The following is a 20436-nucleotide window of genomic DNA, read 5'->3' as shown; positions in this document are numbered from 1 at the left end:
AAATCCAATCGAAATAGATTGGTTTTTTTTAGGTATTAATAATGGTATTTACATGCAATTATTATCAAATCTTCCGCTATTAATGTATAAACCAAACGATGTTCAGAGTCTATTCTTCTTGACCAATATCCTTGAAGGTCGTGTTTTAATGGTTCTGGATTTCCAATTCCCTCAAAAGGTGTTCTTGTAGTAGATTTTATTAATTCATTAATTCGTTTGAGTTTTGATTTATCTGTTTTTTGCCAAAAGAGATAATCATCCCAAGCTTGTGATTGCCAAATTATTTTCATTCTTCAATCAATTCTTTTTGGAATGTTTTTTTATTTTTTACGTCTTCAACAGCTTTCAATACGATTTCTCTGTTTTTTCCTGATAAAAGATAATTGGTTTCTTTTAAAGAATTGTACTCATCAAGCGAAATTAAAACCAAATCTTTATTGTCTTTTCTTTTTACTATGATTTCTTCCATATCATCAATGACACTATCCATCCATTTTTTTAGATTTAGACGCAAATCAGTATAGTTTACTACTTTCATTTTTTGTTATTTGAAAAACAAATTTACAAAAAAATAACTCAATTAAGTACTTAATTGAGTTATTTTTAAATTTATGGTATTTAAAATTAGACGATTCCTTGTTCGTTTTCTTTGTCTAAATATTCTTGTACAATATCGATGGCATTGGTAACCACATCACTTAACGCGGTTATAAAACTACCTTCTTCGGCACAATTTATGGCATGTTTAATGGCTTCGGTTTCTTTTGGAATAATTTCATACGTAACCGTTTTGCCTGAAGTTTTAATCCCTTCGAGAATTAAATTAATAATTTCGTCTTCGGTTCTTCCTCTCAGGTATTTTTCTTGGCGAATGATAATATGGTCAAACATTCTGGCGGCAATAGTGGCACATTCTCTTATGTCTTCGTCACGTCGGTCTCCAACGCCGGCTATTATTCCGATTTTCTTGGTAGCATCAACACTTTGCAGGAATTCTTCAACTCCTTTGTAACCCGACGGGTTATGAGCAAAATCAATCAATACTTTAAATTTTTTGAATTCAAAAATATTCATACGACCGGGAGTTTGTGCAGCACTTGGAATAAAAGTTTGCAACGATAAACTGATGTCTTCGGTTTTAAAACCCCATAAATAACTCGCTAAAGTGGCGGCGAGTACATTGGCAATCATGAATTTTGCTTTTCCACCCAATGTTAAAGGTACGTGAGTGGCGCGTTCGATTCGGATTTTCCATTCCCCTTTTTTAATGGTAATATATCCATTTTCATAAACGGCAACTGTTTTTCCTTCAGCGCATAGTTTTTTGATGAAATCACTGTCTTCGTCTAAACTAAAATAAGCAACATTGCAATTTAGATCCTGACCTAATTTTACACAATGTTCATCGTCTCCATTCAAAACTGCCCAACCACTTTTCTTGATGCTTTTTACCACTGTTGCTTTGACTCTAGCTAAGTCATCTAGGGTATGAATATCACTTAAACCCAAATGATCTTCCTGAATATTGGTAATTATTCCAATATCACAAAGACTAAAACCTAAACCAGAACGAAGAATTCCGCCTCGAGCAGTTTCCAGAACAGCGAATTCTACCGTTGGATCTCTTAAAATATATTCTGCACTAAGAGGTCCCGTTGTATCTCCTTTTTCCATCATGTGATTTTGAATGTAAATCCCATCTGAGGTAGTGAATCCTACTTTGAATCCATTATTTTTTACAATATGTGCCAAAAGTCGGGTAGTAGTAGTCTTACCATTTGTCCCGGTAACAGCAATAATTGGAATTCGACATGATTTTCCCGGAGGGTACAACATATCAATCACTGGCGAAGCTACATTTCTCGGCAATCCTTCAGAAGGGGCAAGGTGCATTCTAAAACCCGGAGCTGCATTGACTTCCAGAATTACGCCGCCATTTTCTTTTAATGGTTGCGTTAAATTCTCGGCCATAATATCAACACCGCAGATATCCAGTCCAATTACTCTTGAAATTCTTTCGGCAAGAAAAATATTTTCCGGGTGCATCATATCGGTAACATCCACAGAAGTTCCGCCTGTACTTAAATTTGCTGTAGATTTTAAGAAAACAATTTCACCAACTCTTGGAATAGTTTCTAGGGTATAGCCTAGTTTTTCCAATAAATCTTCAGTATCTCTATCGACGTCTATTTGTGTTAATACATTTTCATGGCCATAACCTCTTCTTGGGTCTAGGTTGGTAGTGTCAATTAATTGGTGAATGTTGTCATTCCCGTTTCCTATTACATGAGCAGGAACTCTTTTTGCCGCAGCGGCAAGTTTATTATCGATTACCAATATTCTAAAATCGAAACCAGTGATGAATTTTTCTACAATGACACGTTTACCGTATTCTTGAGCGAATGCCAAACCAGCAACAGCATCTTCCCAATTTGTAACATTAATGGAAGCTCCTTTTCCATGATTTCCGTCCAAAGGTTTTAATACAATTGGATATCCAATTTTTTTGATAGTATCGGATAAACCTTCTTCATCAGTACAAATACTTCCACTAGCCACTGGAATCGAAGCCATATCCAGCATTTTTTTGGTTTGCTCTTTGTTGCAAGCAATATCTACGGCAATACTACTGGTTTTGCAGGTAATTGTTGCCTGAAAACGCATTTGATTAATACCATATCCCAGTTGAACTAATGAATTTGTTCCCAATCTTATCCAAGGAATATTTCTGGCAACAGCTTCTTCTACGATACTTCCGGTACTTGGCCCCAGTCGAACACGTTCCCGTATTTCTCGCATTTTTTGTAAGTCGGCATCCACATCATATTCCGTTCCGGCAATTAAGGCTTCGGCAATGGCAACAGAAGATTCAGCGGCAAAAAGACCAACATTTTCTTCCGTATAGCTAAAGACTACGTTATAAGTTCCGGGAGTCTTGGTTTCTCGGGTTCTACCAAATCCAGTTTCCATTCCAGCCAAAGATTGGATTTCGAGTGCAATATGTTCAATCACATGACCCATCCACGTACCGCGTTCCACTCTGGAAAAAAATCCGCCACGACAACCTTCAGAACAGCGATGTTCAATCATTGTAGGAAACATGGCTTCAATTCGGTCTTTAAATCCGTCTATTTTATTGGTTGGAAACTGTTCTATTTCCTCCAAATCTAATCGCATTTGGATCAATTTTTTTCTTTGGATACTCCATATATTAGGACCGCGAAGGGCTTGTACTTTAACTATTTTCATAAAATGGGGATATTGTTTTTCTACTAAAATAAATATGTAATCAATTAATTTTAAATGCAATATGCTCTGTTTTTTTAAAAAAATAAGGGGATAAATGATTTTTATTTTTGAAAAAAGTGTAGAACACAACTAAAAGTAGTTTTTTTAAAATAGGAATCAAAATTTATTTATTGAAAATTAACAATAATTATTCCGTTGTAAATTATTCAAAAAAAGCATTAAACTTCAAGTGCTCCTTTTATCTTTTTGGTTATTTTTGCAAAATGAATATACTAGGAAAACTGATAATAATAGGAGGTGCGGTAGATAAAGGAAGTTTTACGGAAACCGATCTGGATAAAAATACCTCTAGCAATTTAAACTTTTTTGAAACCGGGATTTTAAAAAGAATCATAAACGAATCAAAACATAAGGAGAATTCACGTATTGAAGTTATTACAACAGCTTCAGTTATTCCGAAGGAAATTGGTCCTGAATATGTGAAAGCATTTGAGTATTTGAATGCTAAAAATATTGGTATACTTAATATAGAAAGAAGAGAGCAAGCAGCAGACGAAGCAATTTTGTCTCGACTAAAAGCAGCTGATATTGTTATGTTTACCGGAGGTGATCAATTGCGGTTGACGTCTATACTTGGGGGAACACCTTTTCATGATATTTTATTGGACAAATACCACAACGAAGAATTTATTTATGCGGGAACTTCAGCTGGTGCTGCCGCAGCGTCTAATAATATGATTTATCAAGGGAGTAGCTCAGAAGCTTTATTGAAAGGCGAAGTGAAGATTTCCAGTGGATTAGGATTAATTGATGGCGTTATTATCGATACCCATTTTGTACAACGCGGAAGAATTGGAAGGCTTTTTCAAGCCGTTGTGGGAAACCCAAGAGTATTGGGAATTGGTCTTGGAGAAGATACCGGATTGTTGATTACTAATAATAAAGAAATGGAAGCGATAGGCTCCGGTTTGGTTATTTTGGTTGATGGTCGTGAGATAAAGGACACGAATTTGACGAAAGTAGAATTAGGACAACCTATATCAATTTCGCATTTGGTAACCCATGTCATGAGCAAATTTGACACCTATAACCTTGAAACGCATAAAATGCATATTAAATCTTCACATTACTTATAAATCAGACTGCAGTATTCCATATTTAGACGACAGTCTAAAAGTAAAATCTGCCACCTATAAATTATGAAACTAATCATACACGGAGGTTTTTTCTCAGAATCATCAACCAATCATGAAACAAAAGTAGCAAAGCAAGAAGCTCTGCAACGAATTGTTAAGGATTCCTATGCATTTTTAAAAACACATTCGGCATTAGAAACGGTAGTTTATGCGGTTTCTCTTTTGGAAGATGATGAATTGTTCAATGCTGGAATTGGTTCACAAATACAAAGTGACGGAAAAATCAGAATGAGTGCTGCAATAATGGATGGTGAATCTCAGAAAATGAGCGGCGTTATCAATATTGAAGAAGTAAAAAATCCAATTCAGGTTGCCCAAATATTAATGCAATATGACGACAGAGTTCTGGGTGGAAGTGGTGCAACTAATTTTGCGCGACAAAACGGTTTTGAATCTTTTTCAACGGAGATTCCACAACGCAGAGCAGAATATGAAGCGAAACTGAAATCACACGGAACGGGAACAGTGGGTTGTGTAGCTTTAGACCAAAACGGGAAAATTGCTGCAGCCACATCTACCGGTGGAAAAGGGTTTGAAATTCCGGGTAGAATTTCTGATTCGGCAACCGTTGCGGGGAATTACGCCAATGCATTTTGCGGTGTGAGTCTGACAGGAGTAGGAGAAGATATCGTGAGTAATGCAACTGCTGCTAAAATTGTCACCCGAGTTACCGATGGTTTTTCATTACAGGAAGCCTTTACTAAAACCTTCAATGAATTGAAACCTTATGATGGTTTTGCGGGCGCAATTGCCATAGATAGCAAAGGAAATTTATTTCACCAGGATTCGCATCCCTGTATGGTTTTTGCCAGTTTTGATGGCGATAAATTTGAAGTTTTTGAATAATTAATTCAAAGAGAATTCAAGCCAAATTGGAATGTGATCCGAAATTCTCCTTGCTTCTTGCAGTGAATTGAAATTTTTATAAAACGAAATAACCCCAGAATTGATGCTGTTGATTTTGGAAGCATTATAATAGATATTGTCAAATTCTGAAGCGAGACATTTCTCGTTTTTGCATTCTTTTTTCAAAGAAGTTTTCTGATTCACTAATATCGAGTGATACCCCATTTTCTTCAGTGGATTAAAAACAGTATGCGATTGCGGGCAATTGAAATCACCTGCGAAAATCAAATTCAATGTTGGATATTCGGCTGGAAGAAATTTGAAATATTTAATTTCCGTTTCTGGTTGTTTGTTTTTCGTAATGGCGTGAAAATTTACCACTGTGAATTGTTTCTTTTCATATTGAAAAGTACAAAAATAAGGTTCTCTGTCAATTTCCAAATGGTATTTTTTTTCTAACCAGGCTCTCCCTATTTTCTTAAGTTTACTCGTTTTCCAAATAAAGGCATAGCGTTCGGTTTTATAGGCGCTGCTGCTCGTTGGGTCACTGATCACATAATCCCACTTGGCTCCTTTTCGATTGAGTTCATCCGCTAATCTTGCCACTGCTTGTCCGCCGCCATAACCCGCCACAACTTCTTGAATCGCAATGAGATCATAGTCTCTTAACGAATTTGCAATGTAGTTAATCGTTTCCTCCGATTTAGATTTGCCAAAGTTTTCCAAATTCCAGGAAATGAGTTTGGTTTGGGAAAAAACAATGTAGGAAATGAGGAAAAATAAAAGGGAAAGTAAGGATTTCAAATTGTTTTAATTGGGGAAATTCTAATGAATAGATTGAAAATTGGTGTAATTCAAAGTTAAGACAATCGGTAAGCTAAAATTTATAAACCTGCATTTTTTTTAAATTACATTTACACAGAATACTGAAGCAACCCTTCATTGCTTTTTTTTATTTTATAATTGTAAATCTCTTTTTTTACATCATTTACTATGTCTATTGTTTCATGTTTGGAATTTGCGGGTATCTTTTTTTCAAATGTATCCCCATTTTTCAAGCATATTTTTAATCCATATCTCTTGTAAGTACTCATTTTTACAACAATTGTAAAAATTATTAAAACAGATAGCGTTAGAATAATATTAGTTTTTAGCAACAAGAAGGAAAATAACGCAATACATATTGATATTAAAATAATTATGAATTCAGTAAAGGGTTTTGTTTTATTTACGGTTATATAGATTTCATTTAATTCAGAATATAAAATTTCTTTTTGAGCTCTTTCTTTATAACTTAAAATTAATCCTTTTTTATCTAAGGTTATTTCTTCAATTTTATTTTTAAAAATCATAACAAATTGTATTAGTATAGAGATTTATATTTTTTTAATATTAGAATTCATTTTTTTTTATTTATTTCTCCAAATTTTATATAATAAATAGATAATACAGACAGCTCCCATAAACATGACAGCTACTTGAATTGTAAATAATAAATTAAAATTAATTAATAAATCCATAGGTTAGGGGTTGTAATTGATTACAAACCTACCTTCAATAAATAGGATTTACTTACGGGAAACCTCATTTAGAATAATAAAATGAAAAAAAATCAATATTCTAGAGTTGAATCACTGTATGTAATGGGGTTAGGCAATCTTAATTTTTATACTCTTAACGATTTTCAAGGGTAATTTAAATTAGTATATTAATTTTAGAAGCAATAACTAATTTGATTTGAGACAATAAATTGTTATGCTATGGATTTCCATTAAGATGTTTTTACTTTATCTTCTGGAGGTTCTGTTTATAATTTCATCATCATATTTATAATTTGAAGTATTGTAGTAAATTATTTGCTGTTTCTTTTCTTTTCTTGAAGGAGACGAAGAAAAGGTAAATAATAGGATAAGTCCCATCAGGAAGGATTTTTTCATTTGGGAATTTTAATAATGGGCATTTAGTTGCAACAAGTATTAACTATTTTTAGCTGAATTCTTAACACTTTTTTTATTTGCTTATTTGTCAATAATTCCTTTTTTTGTGCTTTGTCTAATTTCAGGCCTAAAGCTTCCCATTTTACTTTTATATAGGGGTATTTTGATAGTGACACGGAATTTCCTTTCAGTGATTTTTTGTAATGAGTTATATATTCTTTTACATAGTTTTCGTAATCACCCACTCGTTTATCCCATTTTTCAGATACAGTATCTTTGTTTTTTTCTATTTCTTTTATTTTAAATTCTTCGTCTTTTTGTGTCGTCATCTTGTTGGTGTTTTTGAAAAGGAATTTAATTTTTATTAATAGTAAACTCATATTTTAATTCAGATTCCGTTTTTATAGAAAACTTAAAAACAAGATTAAATTAAAATACTACTCGATTATTACATCCCCTTTTTTTTATAAGCAATTAGAATTAAAGGAAGGGCTGTTGTACTTCCTTTAATTCTAATTGTTACTAAATAGCTATTTATTATATTTTAACCCAATTGCTGGCAATCCAATCTAATAATTCTTCCCTGTAAACTTCATTTTCTAATATAGAATGTTGGAGTAAATTCTCTACTTTTTGAAAACTTATCCTTGTTTGTGGTACCTTGTATTTCTGCAAAAATTGATTGCAAAAATTCACTACTTCAAATTCTTCGGTTTTGTCGATATAGATTCGTTCTATAATTTCATTGTATTTATGTTTATCACTTACGTCAACAGTTTGGGTATATCCTGTAAATGCTAAATCTTCAGTAGTGAAATTGGCCATTTTATTTAATTTTAAGGTTCAAAGTCCAAACCTATCACCAAAAAAAAGAAGTTCTTTACGGGAAACCGTAAAGTGTTCAATTATTTTAAAAAAAATGTTAAGTTAGGATGTAAAAAAAGGCATACTGATTCACAAATATAAAAACGGAGTTTATATTACATTTATCTGAATTAGTATAGTGCTGATAGGGAGTTTAATTTATACTAATCCTAAATCTTTGGCTATGGCTATGAGATGCACGTTATTGCTGGCTTTAAAGTACACTTTTAGTTTATTGATGCGTTTTTCAATACTGCTGCTGCCATTTGGTATTATTCCTGATTCTTTGAATCCCTCTGCAATTTCATCTAATATATGACCTTTAGATAATAATTTCAAAAGGGAAATATCATAGGCTTCGATTTCAAAAATTGATTTGTCTCTCAAAGTATGACATAATTCAGGCGAAACGATTTTATCATCTGTATCATAAATGCGCTGGATTGTACTTTGCAGTTCAGGTATACTATTTCGTCCTTTAGAAACATAAGCATTGATGCCTAAATTATTAAAAAGCGATTTTACTCTAAAGGATTTGTCTTCTATAGAAAACACAATTGTCTTGATATCGGGTTGTGCCTTTTTTACAGCTTCAATAAGTTCTTCGCCAGAATTGAGTCTGTTTTCTCGATGGTCTGTTTTGAATGATAGATCACTAATCAATAAATCATAAGGGACATTGTCGAGAATTGCTTTTTTAATTTTCAAATAAGCATCGTCACAATATTTAGCATGATGAATTTCTACAATAGAAAGCATCTCTAACGCTTGAATTACAGCGATACTTATGCTGTCTAAATCTTCGGCAATTAAAACTTTATTAAACATAGTGATATTGATTATATTGGGAATAGGATAGTCCCTTTAAATCCTTTGTTGGATTTAGTGTCAAAAGTAACTGTTCCTTTTATAGCGAGAATACGGTTTTCCACATTCTGTAGTCCATTTCTTGATTTTTTTTTGTCAAATGTTGCTCCGATGCCGTTATCACTGTAATCTATTTGTAATTTTTTTTCATTTTTTTTAAAAGTTAGCACTACTAAACTGCATTGACTGTGCTTTTTCATGTTGACAAGCAATTCTTGAAGCACACGATAAACAGTAATTTTTTTATTACTTTCTAAAGTTGTCCAATTGATCGTATCTATTCCATTGACCAATACGTTTACTTCGTTGTTATTGAAACCTGACATCATTTCTTTTAAGTTGGATACAAAGAGAGGGCCTGTTTCTATGGTGTTGTTTTCTTTAGAAATGTTTCGTGTTCTCGAATAAATGGTATCCAGATTGGTGAGCAATATTTCTTTATTTTGGCTGGTAGATAAATCTTGTGTTTCAGCAAAAGCCATTGTTTGATAGACGTCATTGGCTAATTCATCGTGTAATTTTTTAGCAATTCGAATCTCCGTATTGTAGGAGCTTTTTATTTTTTCTCGTTTGTTTTTGGCTACAAGAAAATTACCAACAACAATACTCATCGTAATAATAATTCCAACAACAAAGTACAGGAGCAGGTTTTTGTTATGTTGTTGTTCTTGTTGCAGTATGGTTTGAGCTTTTAGTTTTAGATTTTCGTTCTTTTCTTTGGAGGAATCATACCTTATTTTAGCAAATTGATTCTTGGCTTTTACCCTTACTTTATAGATACTGTCATTTATTTTTAAATAAAGTAGTGAATATTTTTTAGATTGATTTTCCGTATTGTTTTCGATTAATATTTTTAAAAATTCCAGTCGATTATTTACATTGTTTACTTTGGTTGCCTGTTGATAGGCCAAGTTTATATAATTAACGGCCAAATTCACATTGTTTTTTTTATAATATTCGAAAAGATTATAATAACTCCCTGTAAGTCCTCGGTCATTATTTCCTTGTAGTCTTATTTTTAAACCTTGATTTAAATAATCAAGAGCTTTTGGGTTTCCTACTTTATAATAGCAGTAGCCGAGATTATTTAATATTCTAGAATAAGCTTCTGAATCTTCTAAAATTTCTTTTTTTAAAGTCAAGGGATAAAGAATTTTTATAGCATCTAGATAGTTGTGTTGTTCCATATAGACAAAGGCAATATTGTTTTTCATATTATCCTTTTCAATTGGATCTATTTTTAAATTTAGCGCTTTGTTGAAATAATAAAGCGCGTTGTCGTTGTCAAATGTGTATAGGTAATTATTACCTAATAAATTATAAATATTGCAACTACCATTGGGGTATTTATCATTGTTTTCTATAAATGGTAATGCTTCCACGGCCGTGGATTCACTACCGGAATAATCTCCTAGATCCCCTTGTATTTGTGCCATCCAACCCAAAGAGTGAACAATTCTGGAAGTATCTTTTTTTAATTCAGCAGCGATTTTGGCTTTGCTGTAATAATAATAAGAACTGTCAAATCCTTGATTTTCAAAATGTTTGTGGCCAATTGCTAAGAGTCTATTAATCTCTGTAACATCGGGTTTCTTCTGGGAATTATTTTGCTTTTTTTTCTCACAGGATTGAGTGACAAAAAGTAAGGAGAATAATAATATATAAATTGGGAGTTGCAGTTTTCTAAATACCATTTGTCGAAAATACAGAAATTAATTAAAATTGAAAAATATTTGAATGCATGATTTGATACACTGCTATTGTCCCCATCTTGTCAATTAAAGCTTTATTAAACATAGGAATAGTGATTATAGTGGAAAAGTGATATTTACTTTAAATCCTTTATTGGCTTGAGTGTCAAAAGTAATATTTCCTTTCATAGCCAGAATACGATTTTCTACATTTTGCAGTCCATTTCGTGATTTGTTTTCATCAAATGTTGCTCCAATGCCGTTATCACTGTAGTCTATTTGTAGTTTATTTTCATTTTTTTTAAAAGTAAGTACAACTAAACTGCATTGACTGTGCTTTTTCATGTTGACAAGCAATTCTTGAAACACACGATAAACAGTAATTTTTTTATTACTTTCTAAAGTTGTCCAATTGATCGTATCTATTCCATTGACCAATACGTTTACATCGTTGTTATTGAAACCTGACATCATTTCTTTTAAGTTGGATACAAAGAGCGGGCCTGTTTCTATAGTGCTGTTTTCTTTAGAAATGTTTCGTGTTCTGGAATAAATTGTGTCCAGATTATTCAGTAATATTTCTTTCTTTTGAAAAGATGATAAATCTTGTGTTTCAGCAAAAGCCATTGTTTGATAGACGTCATTGGCTAATTCATCGTGTAATTTTTTAGCAATTCGAATCTCCGTATTGTAGGAGCTTTTTATTTTTTCTCGTTTGTTTTTGGCTACAAGAAAATTACCAACAACAATACTCATCGTAATAATAATTCCAACAACAAAGTACAGGAGCAGGTTTCTGTTATGTTGTTGTTCTTGTTGCAGTATGGTTTGAGCTTTTAGTTTTAGATTTTCGTTCTTTTCTTTGGAGGAATCATACCTTATTTTAGCAAATTGATTCTTGGCTTTTAATCGCACTTTATAGATACTGTCATTTATTTTTAGGTAGAGTATAGAAAAATATTTCGATTTATTTCCCGGACTGTTTTGTATTAACAGCGCTAAACATTCCAAGCGATCATCAACTTGGTTTACTTTTGCAGCTTTTTCATAGGCCAAGTTTGCATAATGAGTGGCCAAATTGAGATTGCTTTTTTTATAATATTCGAAAAGATTATAATAACTCCCAATAAGTCCTCGATCATTCTTTTTTTGTATGCTTATTTTTATGGATTGATTTAAGTAGTCAAATGCTTTTGGACTTCCTGCTTTATAATAGCAATACCCTAAATTATCTAGTATTCTCGAATAAGCTTCGGCATCATCTAAGACTTCTTTTCTTAAAATCAAAGGAGAAAGAATTTGGATAGCATCTTGGTATTTCTCTTGTTTCATATAGACTAAGGCTATATTGTTTTTCATACCAGCTTTTTCAATTGCATCTGTTTTCAAATTCAATGCTTTATTGAAATAATAAAGGGCGTTGTCATTGTCAAAAGTACTAAGATAGTTATTGCCTAGTGTATTGTAAATATTCCATTTGCCATTTGGATATTTGTCAGTATTTTCTATGAAAGGGAGCGCCATTACAGCGGTTGCTTCACTACCAGAATAATCTGCTAAAATCCTTTGAACTTCTGCCATCCATCCTATTGAATGAATAATTCGCGAAGTGTCTTTTTTTAATTCGGCGGCAATTTTGGCTTTATTGTAATAGTAATAAGAACTGTCAAGTTTTTCGTTTTCAAAATGTTTATGACCAATTGCTAAGAGATTATTAATCTCGGTCAGATCTTGTTTTCTCTGGGTATTGTTTTGTAATTTTTTCTCACAAGATTGGAATACTAAAAAGAGTAATAGTAATAAAATATAAATCAGGAAATACAGTTTTCTAAATACCATTTGTCGAAAATACAGAAATTATTGTTGATACAAAAGTTATTGTATTAGTATATTTTTTTAATCACAAAACGCATTTAAAAGCAAAAAATCCCAATCTTTTGAATGGGATTAAAGGATCTGAAATTAGTCCACATTTAATAATTTAATTTGGTTTACACCAATAGCAAAATCACGACCGACTTTCATTTTTTCAGGTCAATCAGAATAATTGATTTTAAGATCTGTAATCCAGTTTATAAATTCGTAAAAATTGGCTGCTTTTAAAAAAATGTACTTCTTTATTCTAATGTGGTTTTTAAGAATTGTAAAAAAAATACAATTATTTTACTTCGCCAAAGGAGAACCAATGCGTACGGGTAAGATTCGTGATTTCTTAAAGTCGAAGTACTTTCTTCTGAAAATGGAGTTCCTTATCAATGTCTTTTATTGATAATGCAATAGGATTAAATATAAATTTTCTTGATTCTTATGCCCAATGAAATTCTAAAATCAAAAGTGTAAATGCAAGTTCCCTTGATTTTTTACATAAAGTGTAATTTTATGAAGATTGGTTAAAATCATTATTTACTGTTCGCATCATTTAATTTTTTTGTATCAACGTATTGCTGAAATACAGTGACTTTACCGTTTTTTAGAGTCCAAAGATGTGCTGCTTGTGCATCAAATTCAACCCCATTTTTTTTTAGTTTTGCTTTATATCGCATTGTTGCTAAAACCTGATTATTATCCATATTGTGAAATTTAATATCGGCAAGCGTAAAGTATTCATGTTCTGCGCCAATACGAGTAAAAACACCATTTAGAATCGCTTGTGGCCCAATGTAAGGATTGCCATCTGCATATGCGTTTCCTTCTGCTTCATTCCAAACAATTTCGGTATCTAGTCCTGCCAAAACCTTAGGAATATCACCAACGGCAAAAGCTTTGTATAAGTTGTCTATAATTGTAATGTTTTCATGCATTGAAGTTGCTTTTTTAAATTCTTTTTTACCTTGAGCAATCAGCGTGCTTAGGCTTAAAAAAGCTAGAATTAATAAGGTTGATTTTTTCATTTTTGAATAGTTTTTTAGTTTGAATAAATAGTTAATAAAATCAATCTGTGGCAAAATTAAAAACTTTGTTACAGATTGATTTAAAGGGTTTTTTTTTTTAGTCTTTTGGCAATGGATCTGGAGCAAAATTAGCATGCACTAATTTCCATTTTCCACTTATTTTTGCATAGACGCGTGTTGATTTTGCTCGTGTTGGTTTAACTTCGCCATCTTTGTTTTTTACTTCACCAGCAAAATTGTAGGTCAGAATCGCCATGTCGCCATAAACTTGCACTTTAGGATTCAGCATTTCAGCTGCAAGTCTGCGGGATGAATCTTTTCCAGATGCTTCGCTTAATCTTGATGATAATGCTTTACCATCAATACGCGTGGCAAAACTTCCATTAAATTCAGTGTAATCATCGGCAGTGTTTTTGTCCATTTCAGCACTATTAGTTGGGTCAGCAGCTTGAGCTGCCCATTGTGCTTTTACCATATTCATTACTTCATTTGCAATTTGTTGATTGTTATCTTGTGCATTAGAAGTGGAGGGCAAGATGATCATACCAAGTACAACCAGTCCAAATAATATGTTTTTCATTTTAATTTTGTCAGGGATTATCGTGCTGACGCCGCACTTTTTTATTTTTTCTATTTAATTTTCGGCTACTCTGGTTTCAGTTTCAGTAATTGTCTAATGTTTCTTTTGCCTGTTTAAATTGGACTCTAAAATCCTTTTTTGCCAAATCATTTTTATAAATAATTTTAGCTTTTACGTTTGGTTTTTCTACAATTAGCATCAAATTCATATCCGATATAGTATAAGTTTCACTAGTTAACACATAATTCTTACCGTGCAATCCTTGTGGTAATGGCGGTTTTTTAAATGGCTTGCACAACATCTTTAACATATAGTATGGCAAATGCGTTTGGTGCTATATTGTTTTTTATCAAAAAATATAATCCAATGGAAGTGTAATCTTCTCTTTTAGGCATTGATTTACCAGCGACAAAAGCAGGTGAAACCTAACCGATTTCGCAGGATAAAGGACTATTATCTATAATTAATTTCTCGGCCGTTGTGTTAGCAATAAACTTAGTATGCTCATACGGGGTGATTTTCAGGACTTGTAAATTTACCATCACTTTCGTCAAAAGGTTCTGTGAAAACTTTTCTTGCTGCTGGAATTAGAAAATTAGAGTCCCACGCTGCAACCGAAGCAATAAAAACTACTTTCTCAATTCTAAATTTGTTTTTAATGTCTTCTAAGATAATTTCAGGTCCTTTAATCGTTGGATCAAATAATTCGGTTTGTGGATTTCGAACATCCAAAATAAAAGGCGCTCCACTGTGAGTGACAATATTGTAATTAAAAACAAAATCAATTAAAATTCCTTTGTCCTCCACATTCTACTCGCTGATGTATGATTCTATGCTTTATTTAATACCATTAAATGTTGGTATTTATCGTCAATACTACTATCTGTGACCGATACGTTCACCGCAAAACCATGGTCTAAAATTGCCTTAACGATATAGCTTCCTATGATTCCAGCACCACTAATAATGCCTACTTTTTTCAAAAAATTACATTTAAAAATAAACCAATTCGCTCCTGTAAAAACGAACAGGTTTGAAAAAAATAATTATTTTTGTGTTTTAGCAGGTTCAGAAACAGAAGTTTTAGCCATTGATGACATATCGGTTACAATTTCTGAATTATTCCAATAGCCATTTTCTTGAACAATTTTACCATCGATAAATCGTACTGTATTGTGAAAAGGAATTTCATAAACTTTCTTGGTTGATTTTAATGTTCCTGTCCATAAACCCCAATAATTAACCCAAGTTTCACCTTTGTCAGTCACCACCATTTCATAATCATCATCTTTTACAACCCAAGTAAATAATTTTGCATCTTCTTTACTTTTTTCAATGGCTTGCGCCACCGTTTGCCCTTTTTTTCTGGTTACGTTACTCATTACCTTTGCTGTATCTGCGTAGTGTTTTGGATAATCTTTCCAGTTTTGGGTTTTGTAATCCTCCATAACTTTTTTATAGGTTTCAATTTCTGCGGATTTTTGTGTATAGCGAACTTCTTGTTTACATGCTAAGAAAAGGATTGCTACAAATCCTAATAAGAATAGTTTTTTCATTTTTACGATTTTTAAGTTAGAGCTAGAATGATTTTTATTTATTGTAGGTTTTGAATTGAGCATTATTTTTTTGAAGCGTAACTGAATTCTAAAACGCCAATATTATCATCTCATTTGCGACAATCAAAATGGTGAGGATTTTGAACTTATTGGCTTTCTATTGCTAAGTGAAAAACATTACACTGTTATAAAGATAGAAAATAAATATTAAAAAGTAAAATATATGTATCTGATATTCAATATATTGTGTAAAAATTTATTTTTTATACTTTTTAGAAAGTTTTAGATAATTAATCGATTACATGAGCTATGGCAGTGGCAACTCGCGATTTTGTGAAAGAAGGCGCAACAGTAGTTTTTCTAATCGAGATTATAACGAACAGAATGACCCACGTCTTTCTAGGAAGTATACCAAAATTAGTCAAAAAAAAATCCCAGTCTTTCGACTGGGATTTTAGAATCTGAAACAAGTTCAGATTTAATAAGTAAGTAATCTAAATTGAGTTGATAAAACGTTTATTTTACTTTATTAAGTACTGCTTTGAAAGCTTCAGGGTGGTTCATAGCTAAATCTGCAAGAACTTTTCTGTTCAATTCGATTCCGTTAGCTTTTACTTTACCCATGAATTGTGAATAAGACATTCCTTCTAATCTAGCTCCAGCGTTGATACGTTGAATCCATAAAGCACGGAAATTTCTTTTGTTCACTTTTCTGTCACGGTAAGCATAGCACATTGCTTTCTCTACCGCATTCTTAGCAACTGTCCAAACGTTTTTACGTCTACCAAAGAAACCTTTGGCTTGCTTCATTATTTTTTTTCTTCTTGCTCTTTTAGCAACTGAATTTACCGCTCTTGGCATAATTTTGATGTGTTTTTGTAGCAGGCGGCTTGAATTGAATCAAAAGCACTTAATGGCCATACTCCAAGGTTATTTGAAATTGTTTTAACCTAAAGAATTTAATTTTTTTAGGATTCGAGTCTTAATACTCAAATCTTAATACTAATTATATAATTCTTAATTGTTGTTTGATGCTTTTCATATCTGTTTTGTGAACTAGCGCTGAATGTGTCAATGCTAATTTACGTTTTTTAGATTTTTTAGTCAAGATGTGACTTTTAAAAGCATGCTTTCTTTTAATCTTTCCAGAACCAGTAACTTTAAAACGTTTCTTGGCGCTAGATTTGGTTTTCATTTTAGGCATTTTTTCCTAGTATTTTAATTTATTCTTACTTACTTATCTTTTAGTTTTCAGTCTCAGTTTCCAGTCTGAAAACTGGAAACTGCGACTGCCAACTGCTTACTTCTTTTTCTTAGGAGCAATGAACATAATCATTCTTTTACCTTCCAGAACTGGCATAGCTTCCACTTTACCAAATTCTTCTAGATCTGTAGCCAATCTCAATAATAAGATTTGACCTTGATCTTTATAAATGATTGAACGTCCTTTAAAGAATACAAAAGCTTTTAATTTTGCTCCTTCTTTCAAGAACTTCTCTGCATTCTTTCTCTTAAATTCATAATCATGTTCATCTGTTTGAGGTCCAAAACGAATTTCCTTAACGACTACTTGCGTAGATTTCGCTTTTAGGATTTTATCACGTTTCTTTTGCTCGTAAACAAATTTCTTGTAATCCATGATTTTACAAACCGGAGGTTCAGCATTAGGAGAGATCTCAACTAAATCCAATTCAAATTGATCCGCTAATCTTAAAGCTTCCGAAAGTTTAAAAACTCCAGGTTCGATATTTTCACCTACAAGTCTTACTTCTTGTACACCACGAATAAGATTATTTATTCTGTGTGCATCCTTTTTTTCTACGCGAGGTTGATAACCTCTGTTGCTTCTTATTGCTATGACTTTATAATTTAAGTTAAACTGTAAATACTTTTAATGTTTTATTGATCTCTTCGTTTACAATAGCTACAAATTCTTCTATTGTTACGGTGATATTTCCTTTTCCTTCTTGTCCATGACGACGGATAGAAATCGTTCCGTTTTTCTCTTCTTCCTCACCTACAATCAGCATAAACGGGGTTTTCTGCATTTCTGCATCTCTAATTTTCTTCCCGATCGTCTCGTTTCTATTGTCTACAAGGGCGCGAATTTCGTGATTTTCTAGCAGATTTAAAACTTTTTTCGCATATATTTCATATTTCTCGCTCAAACACAAGATTGTAGCCTGTTCAGGCATCAACCAGAGTGGGAAATTTCCTGCTGTATGTTCTAGTAAAATAGCTATAAAGCGTTCCATAGAACCAAACGGTGCTCTGTGTATCATTACTGGTCTATGTAGTTCGTTATCAGAGCCTTTGTAGGTCAAATCAAAACGTTCTGGCAGATTGTAATCCACCTGAATTGTGCCTAATTGCCATTGTCTTCCCAAAGCATCTTTTACCATGAAATCCAATTTTGGACCATAGAAAGCTGCTTCGCCATATTCAATAACAGTATCTAAGTTTTTGTCTTTGGCAGCATTGATAATAGCATTCTCTGCTTTTTCCCAGTTTTCATCGGTACCGATATACTTATCTCTGTTCTCTTTGTCTCTTAAGGAAATCTGAGCTGTAAAGTTTTCGAAACCTAATGAAGAAAATACATACAGTACCAAGTCAATTACTTTCTTGAATTCTTCGTCCAACTGATCTGGCGTACAAAAGATATGTGCATCATCCTGAGTAAATCCTCGAACACGAGTCAAACCATGCAATTCACCACTTTGTTCATATCTGTAAACGGTACCAAATTCAGCATAACGCTTCGGTAAATCTTTATAAGACCAAGGACGTACATTGTAAATTTCACAGTGATGAGGGCAGTTCATCGGTTTCAATAAAAATTCCTCTCCTTCTGCAGGAGTGCTAATCGGTTGAAAACTATCTGCACCATATTTTGCATAATGTCCTGAAGTCACATATAATTCTTTCTGACCAATATGTGGTGTAACCACTTGCTCGTAGCCACCTTTTTTTTGTGCTTTTTTCAAAAACTGCTCTAGTCGATCTCTCAAAGCAGCACCTTTCGGTAACCACAATGGTAAACCTGCGCCTACTTTTTGTGAAAAAGCAAACAACTCCAGTTCTTTGCCTAGTTTTCTATGATCACGACGTTTTGCTTCTTCAAGCAATTCTAAGTATTCAGTCAAATCCTTTTGTTTCGGAAACGATGTTCCGTAAACACGAGTTAACTGTTTGTTCTTCTCGTCACCACGCCAGTAGGCTCCGGCGACACTCATGATTTTCATCGCTTTGATTATTCCGGTATTCGGAATATGACCACCACGACATAAGTCAGTAAACGTATCATGATCGCAAAACGTGATTGTTCCGTCTTCAAGATTTGTAATCAATTCGGTTTTGTAAACATTGTCCTTGTATAATTCTAGAGCTTCTGCTTTGGATACAGGACGTAGTTTGAACTCATGCTTTCCTCTTGAAATCTCAAGAACACGATCCTCAATTTTTTTAAAGTCAGCATCAGTTATCTTCTGATCTTCAAAATCTACATCATAATAAAATCCATTAGATATTGCTGGTCCAAGAGTTAGTTTTATCCCAGGATATAACTCTTCAAGAACCTGTGCCATTACGTGTGAAGTCGAATGCCAGAAAGCTTTTTTACCGCCTTCGTCATTCCATGTATATAATGTAAGACTCCCGTCCGTCGTTAATTGAGTGGTAGTTTCAATTGTTGTACCATCAAAAGAAGCCGAAATCACATTTCTAGCAAATCCTTCGCTAATGCTTTTAGCAACATCCATGGGAGTTACCCCTGAAGCATACTCTCTAACTGACCCATCGGGCAAAGTAATCTTAATCATTGTTTGATATTTTAAGAATGCAAATATAAAGGATTACGAAAACACATACAATATATATGTAAGGTTTGTTACTATGTAGGTAAAAACAAAAAGGACCGTCATTATAATATAGGTAGAAGACTAATATTCGTATTAGGAGCTATTTCCCGCTATTCGTTTCAATCTTTTCTCTCGCAAAGAAACTCGAGAAAAGGATTTTCACTGCTATCGGGGCTAGGGCGTTATATTTTATCTTGTTCTTTCTCGTTTTATCAACTTGATTTGGGTCAAGACAGAATTTCATTGGCTACTATTCATGTGTTACCTGATATATACGAGATGCGTATTTGTTTAAAATGCTACATTGGTGCACTTATATATAATATACCCACGGGTTTTATCCTCAATGTCTCCCTCTCCTTCGGAGAGGAGCGGGGAGAGGAAAAAAGTTCACTTCCAAAAACCATGTTTCCAGCGAGTTAAAGATTAAGTTAAGAAAATGTCAAAAAAAAGCTTTGAAAAAGCTTGAATAAGCGAATAAACGGCGTAGTTTTGCACCCGCAATGACGCAGACGTTCTTTTATAAACTGGCAAGTAATACGAATCAAATCGAAAAAAATATTTTCAAAAAAAGATTTCAAAAAGCTTGTGAGATTAGAAAACGGATGTTACATTTGCACCCCGCAAAACAAGCAAAGTTCCTTGACAAACTGATAAGAAATAGAGAAGAAAAAGAAAAAAAAATTTTCAAAAAAACTTCAAAAATTACTTGTCGGTTAAGAAAAGAAGTTGCACTTTTGCACCCGCTTTGAGAAACACTTTAAGAAGAGTTGATCAGACGAAAAACAAGAAGAACACGTTCCTAGACATATTGAATTGACAGCCGTTCCGATGAAAATCGGAACAAAAGAATAAGAGTAATAGAATTGAAAGATTTGAAAAAACCACTAGAGACTTCA

Annotated in this window: 23 protein-coding genes; 2 read left to right on the top strand and 21 right to left on the bottom strand. The window is 33.0% G+C overall.

What is annotated here, in order from left to right; all coding sequences use genetic code 11:
* Positions 1-35: 35 nt before the first annotated feature.
* From ACFX5E_RS15540 to cphA, 3 genes are all read right to left on the bottom strand, one after another.
* On the bottom strand, positions 36-290 hold the full coding sequence (locus tag ACFX5E_RS15540) for a Txe/YoeB family addiction module toxin (protein ID WP_379856077.1): 255 nt from the start codon (positions 288-290) through the stop codon (positions 36-38).
* Positions 287-538 carry a type II toxin-antitoxin system Phd/YefM family antitoxin gene (locus ACFX5E_RS15535; protein WP_379856076.1) on the bottom strand — a complete coding sequence of 84 codons (252 nt, stop codon included), beginning with the start codon at positions 536-538 and terminating at the stop codon, positions 287-289. Before ACFX5E_RS15535 ends, ACFX5E_RS15540 begins: the two co-directional genes overlap by 4 nt.
* A gap of 86 nt (positions 539-624) precedes the next feature.
* Complete coding sequence (cphA, locus tag ACFX5E_RS15530; protein WP_379856075.1) at positions 625-3249, bottom strand: cyanophycin synthetase; 2625 nt, start codon at positions 3247-3249, stop codon at positions 625-627.
* A 263-nt stretch (positions 3250-3512) separates the two neighbouring features.
* On the opposite strand from cphA, the gene ACFX5E_RS15525 reads away from it, so the two are divergent.
* A complete protein-coding gene (locus ACFX5E_RS15525) occupies positions 3513-4385 on the top strand; it encodes a cyanophycinase (RefSeq protein WP_379856074.1) in 873 nt (290 codons plus the stop codon).
* Between the two features lie 63 nt (positions 4386-4448).
* Positions 4449-5291, top strand: coding sequence for an isoaspartyl peptidase/L-asparaginase (locus ACFX5E_RS15520; protein WP_379856073.1), 843 nt, complete (start codon positions 4449-4451; stop codon positions 5289-5291).
* Here ACFX5E_RS15520 and ACFX5E_RS15515 read toward each other — a convergent pair whose 3' ends face one another.
* The 18 genes from ACFX5E_RS15515 to thrS all read right to left on the bottom strand — a co-directional run bounded on the left by ACFX5E_RS15515 (position 5292) and on the right by thrS (position 19498).
* Complete coding sequence (locus ACFX5E_RS15515; RefSeq protein ID WP_379856072.1) at positions 5292-6095, bottom strand: endonuclease/exonuclease/phosphatase family protein; 804 nt, start codon at positions 6093-6095, stop codon at positions 5292-5294. It lies immediately after the preceding gene.
* Positions 6096-6205: 110 nt separating this feature from the next.
* Positions 6206-6643 (bottom strand): hypothetical protein, encoded by a 438-nt coding sequence (locus ACFX5E_RS15510; RefSeq protein WP_379856071.1) that lies wholly within the window; start codon positions 6641-6643, stop codon positions 6206-6208.
* A gap of 435 nt (positions 6644-7078) precedes the next feature.
* Entirely contained in the window at positions 7079-7228 is a 150-nt protein-coding gene (locus tag ACFX5E_RS15505) for a hypothetical protein (RefSeq protein WP_379856069.1), read from the bottom strand.
* 23 nt (positions 7229-7251) lie between these two features.
* A complete protein-coding gene (locus ACFX5E_RS15500; RefSeq protein ID WP_379856068.1) occupies positions 7252-7608 on the bottom strand; it encodes a hypothetical protein in 357 nt (118 codons plus the stop codon).
* Between the two features lie 157 nt (positions 7609-7765).
* Complete coding sequence (locus ACFX5E_RS15495) at positions 7766-8053, bottom strand: hypothetical protein (RefSeq protein WP_379856067.1); 288 nt, start codon at positions 8051-8053, stop codon at positions 7766-7768.
* Positions 8054-8251: 198 nt separating this feature from the next.
* Complete coding sequence (locus tag ACFX5E_RS15490) at positions 8252-8920, bottom strand: DNA-binding transcriptional response regulator (RefSeq protein WP_379856066.1); 669 nt, start codon at positions 8918-8920, stop codon at positions 8252-8254.
* Between the two features lie 11 nt (positions 8921-8931).
* Positions 8932-10653, bottom strand: coding sequence for an ATP-binding protein (locus tag ACFX5E_RS15485; protein WP_379856065.1), 1722 nt, complete (start codon positions 10651-10653; stop codon positions 8932-8934).
* A 114-nt stretch (positions 10654-10767) separates the two neighbouring features.
* Complete coding sequence (locus tag ACFX5E_RS15480; RefSeq protein ID WP_379856064.1) at positions 10768-12489, bottom strand: tetratricopeptide repeat-containing sensor histidine kinase; 1722 nt, start codon at positions 12487-12489, stop codon at positions 10768-10770.
* Between the two features lie 560 nt (positions 12490-13049).
* Entirely contained in the window at positions 13050-13541 is a 492-nt protein-coding gene (locus ACFX5E_RS15475; RefSeq protein ID WP_379856063.1) for a nuclear transport factor 2 family protein, read from the bottom strand.
* A 97-nt stretch (positions 13542-13638) separates the two neighbouring features.
* Positions 13639-14121 carry a nuclear transport factor 2 family protein gene (locus tag ACFX5E_RS15470; protein WP_379856062.1) on the bottom strand — a complete coding sequence of 161 codons (483 nt, stop codon included), beginning with the start codon at positions 14119-14121 and terminating at the stop codon, positions 13639-13641.
* 82 nt (positions 14122-14203) lie between these two features.
* Complete coding sequence (locus ACFX5E_RS15465) at positions 14204-14431, bottom strand: hypothetical protein (RefSeq protein WP_379856061.1); 228 nt, start codon at positions 14429-14431, stop codon at positions 14204-14206.
* Between the two features lie 194 nt (positions 14432-14625).
* The gene (locus ACFX5E_RS15460; protein ID WP_379856060.1) at positions 14626-14928 is read right to left on the bottom strand and encodes a hypothetical protein; all 303 of its coding nucleotides are present in this window, start codon (positions 14926-14928) and stop codon (positions 14626-14628) included.
* Positions 14929-14951: 23 nt separating this feature from the next.
* Entirely contained in the window at positions 14952-15104 is a 153-nt protein-coding gene (locus ACFX5E_RS15455) for a hypothetical protein (RefSeq protein WP_379856059.1), read from the bottom strand.
* 63 nt (positions 15105-15167) lie between these two features.
* On the bottom strand, positions 15168-15677 hold the full coding sequence (locus ACFX5E_RS15450; protein WP_379856058.1) for a nuclear transport factor 2-like protein: 510 nt from the start codon (positions 15675-15677) through the stop codon (positions 15168-15170).
* Positions 15678-16193: 516 nt separating this feature from the next.
* Positions 16194-16538 (bottom strand): 50S ribosomal protein L20, encoded by a 345-nt coding sequence (rplT, locus tag ACFX5E_RS15445; protein WP_091205336.1) that lies wholly within the window; start codon positions 16536-16538, stop codon positions 16194-16196.
* A gap of 145 nt (positions 16539-16683) precedes the next feature.
* On the bottom strand, positions 16684-16881 hold the full coding sequence (gene rpmI / locus ACFX5E_RS15440; RefSeq protein WP_022827375.1) for a 50S ribosomal protein L35: 198 nt from the start codon (positions 16879-16881) through the stop codon (positions 16684-16686).
* Between the two features lie 96 nt (positions 16882-16977).
* Entirely contained in the window at positions 16978-17535 is a 558-nt protein-coding gene (gene infC / locus ACFX5E_RS15435; protein WP_379852977.1) for a translation initiation factor IF-3, read from the bottom strand.
* Between the two features lie 16 nt (positions 17536-17551).
* The gene (gene thrS, locus ACFX5E_RS15430) at positions 17552-19498 is read right to left on the bottom strand and encodes a threonine--tRNA ligase (RefSeq protein ID WP_379856057.1); all 1947 of its coding nucleotides are present in this window, start codon (positions 19496-19498) and stop codon (positions 17552-17554) included.
* Positions 19499-20436 lie beyond the last annotated feature (938 nt).

The organism is Flavobacterium xylosi, from assembly GCF_042787345.1.
In the GTDB taxonomy this organism is placed as follows: Bacteria; Bacteroidota; Bacteroidia; order Flavobacteriales; family Flavobacteriaceae; genus Flavobacterium; species Flavobacterium xylosi.
The sequence above is the reverse complement of the archived record's forward strand: the minus strand, read 5'-3'. Positions and strand labels throughout refer to the sequence as shown.

Coding starts and splice junctions, on each gene's coding strand:
- rpmI (WP_022827375.1), bottom strand. CDS start 16,881: ATGCCTAAAATGAAAACCAAATCTAGCGCCAAGAAACGTTTTAAAGTT.
- cphA (WP_379856075.1), bottom strand. CDS start 3,249: ATGAAAATAGTTAAAGTACAAGCCCTTCGCGGTCCTAATATATGGAGT.
- ACFX5E_RS15540 (WP_379856077.1), bottom strand. CDS start 290: ATGAAAATAATTTGGCAATCACAAGCTTGGGATGATTATCTCTTTTGG.
- ACFX5E_RS15510 (WP_379856071.1), bottom strand. CDS start 6,643: ATGATTTTTAAAAATAAAATTGAAGAAATAACCTTAGATAAAAAAGGA.
- ACFX5E_RS15495 (WP_379856067.1), bottom strand. CDS start 8,053: ATGGCCAATTTCACTACTGAAGATTTAGCATTTACAGGATATACCCAA.
- ACFX5E_RS15475 (WP_379856063.1), bottom strand. CDS start 13,541: ATGAAAAAATCAACCTTATTAATTCTAGCTTTTTTAAGCCTAAGCACG.
- ACFX5E_RS15480 (WP_379856064.1), bottom strand. CDS start 12,489: ATGGTATTTAGAAAACTGTATTTCCTGATTTATATTTTATTACTATTA.
- ACFX5E_RS15525 (WP_379856074.1), top strand. CDS start 3,513: ATGAATATACTAGGAAAACTGATAATAATAGGAGGTGCGGTAGATAAA.
- ACFX5E_RS15500 (WP_379856068.1), bottom strand. CDS start 7,608: ATGAGTTTACTATTAATAAAAATTAAATTCCTTTTCAAAAACACCAAC.
- ACFX5E_RS15470 (WP_379856062.1), bottom strand. CDS start 14,121: ATGAAAAACATATTATTTGGACTGGTTGTACTTGGTATGATCATCTTG.
- ACFX5E_RS15490 (WP_379856066.1), bottom strand. CDS start 8,920: ATGTTTAATAAAGTTTTAATTGCCGAAGATTTAGACAGCATAAGTATC.
- ACFX5E_RS15520 (WP_379856073.1), top strand. CDS start 4,449: ATGAAACTAATCATACACGGAGGTTTTTTCTCAGAATCATCAACCAAT.
- ACFX5E_RS15505 (WP_379856069.1), bottom strand. CDS start 7,228: ATGAAAAAATCCTTCCTGATGGGACTTATCCTATTATTTACCTTTTCT.
- thrS (WP_379856057.1), bottom strand. CDS start 19,498: ATGATTAAGATTACTTTGCCCGATGGGTCAGTTAGAGAGTATGCTTCA.
- ACFX5E_RS15465 (WP_379856061.1), bottom strand. CDS start 14,431: ATGTTAAAGATGTTGTGCAAGCCATTTAAAAAACCGCCATTACCACAA.
- ACFX5E_RS15485 (WP_379856065.1), bottom strand. CDS start 10,653: ATGGTATTTAGAAAACTGCAACTCCCAATTTATATATTATTATTCTCC.
- rplT (WP_091205336.1), bottom strand. CDS start 16,538: ATGCCAAGAGCGGTAAATTCAGTTGCTAAAAGAGCAAGAAGAAAAAAA.
- ACFX5E_RS15450 (WP_379856058.1), bottom strand. CDS start 15,677: ATGAAAAAACTATTCTTATTAGGATTTGTAGCAATCCTTTTCTTAGCA.
- ACFX5E_RS15535 (WP_379856076.1), bottom strand. CDS start 538: ATGAAAGTAGTAAACTATACTGATTTGCGTCTAAATCTAAAAAAATGG.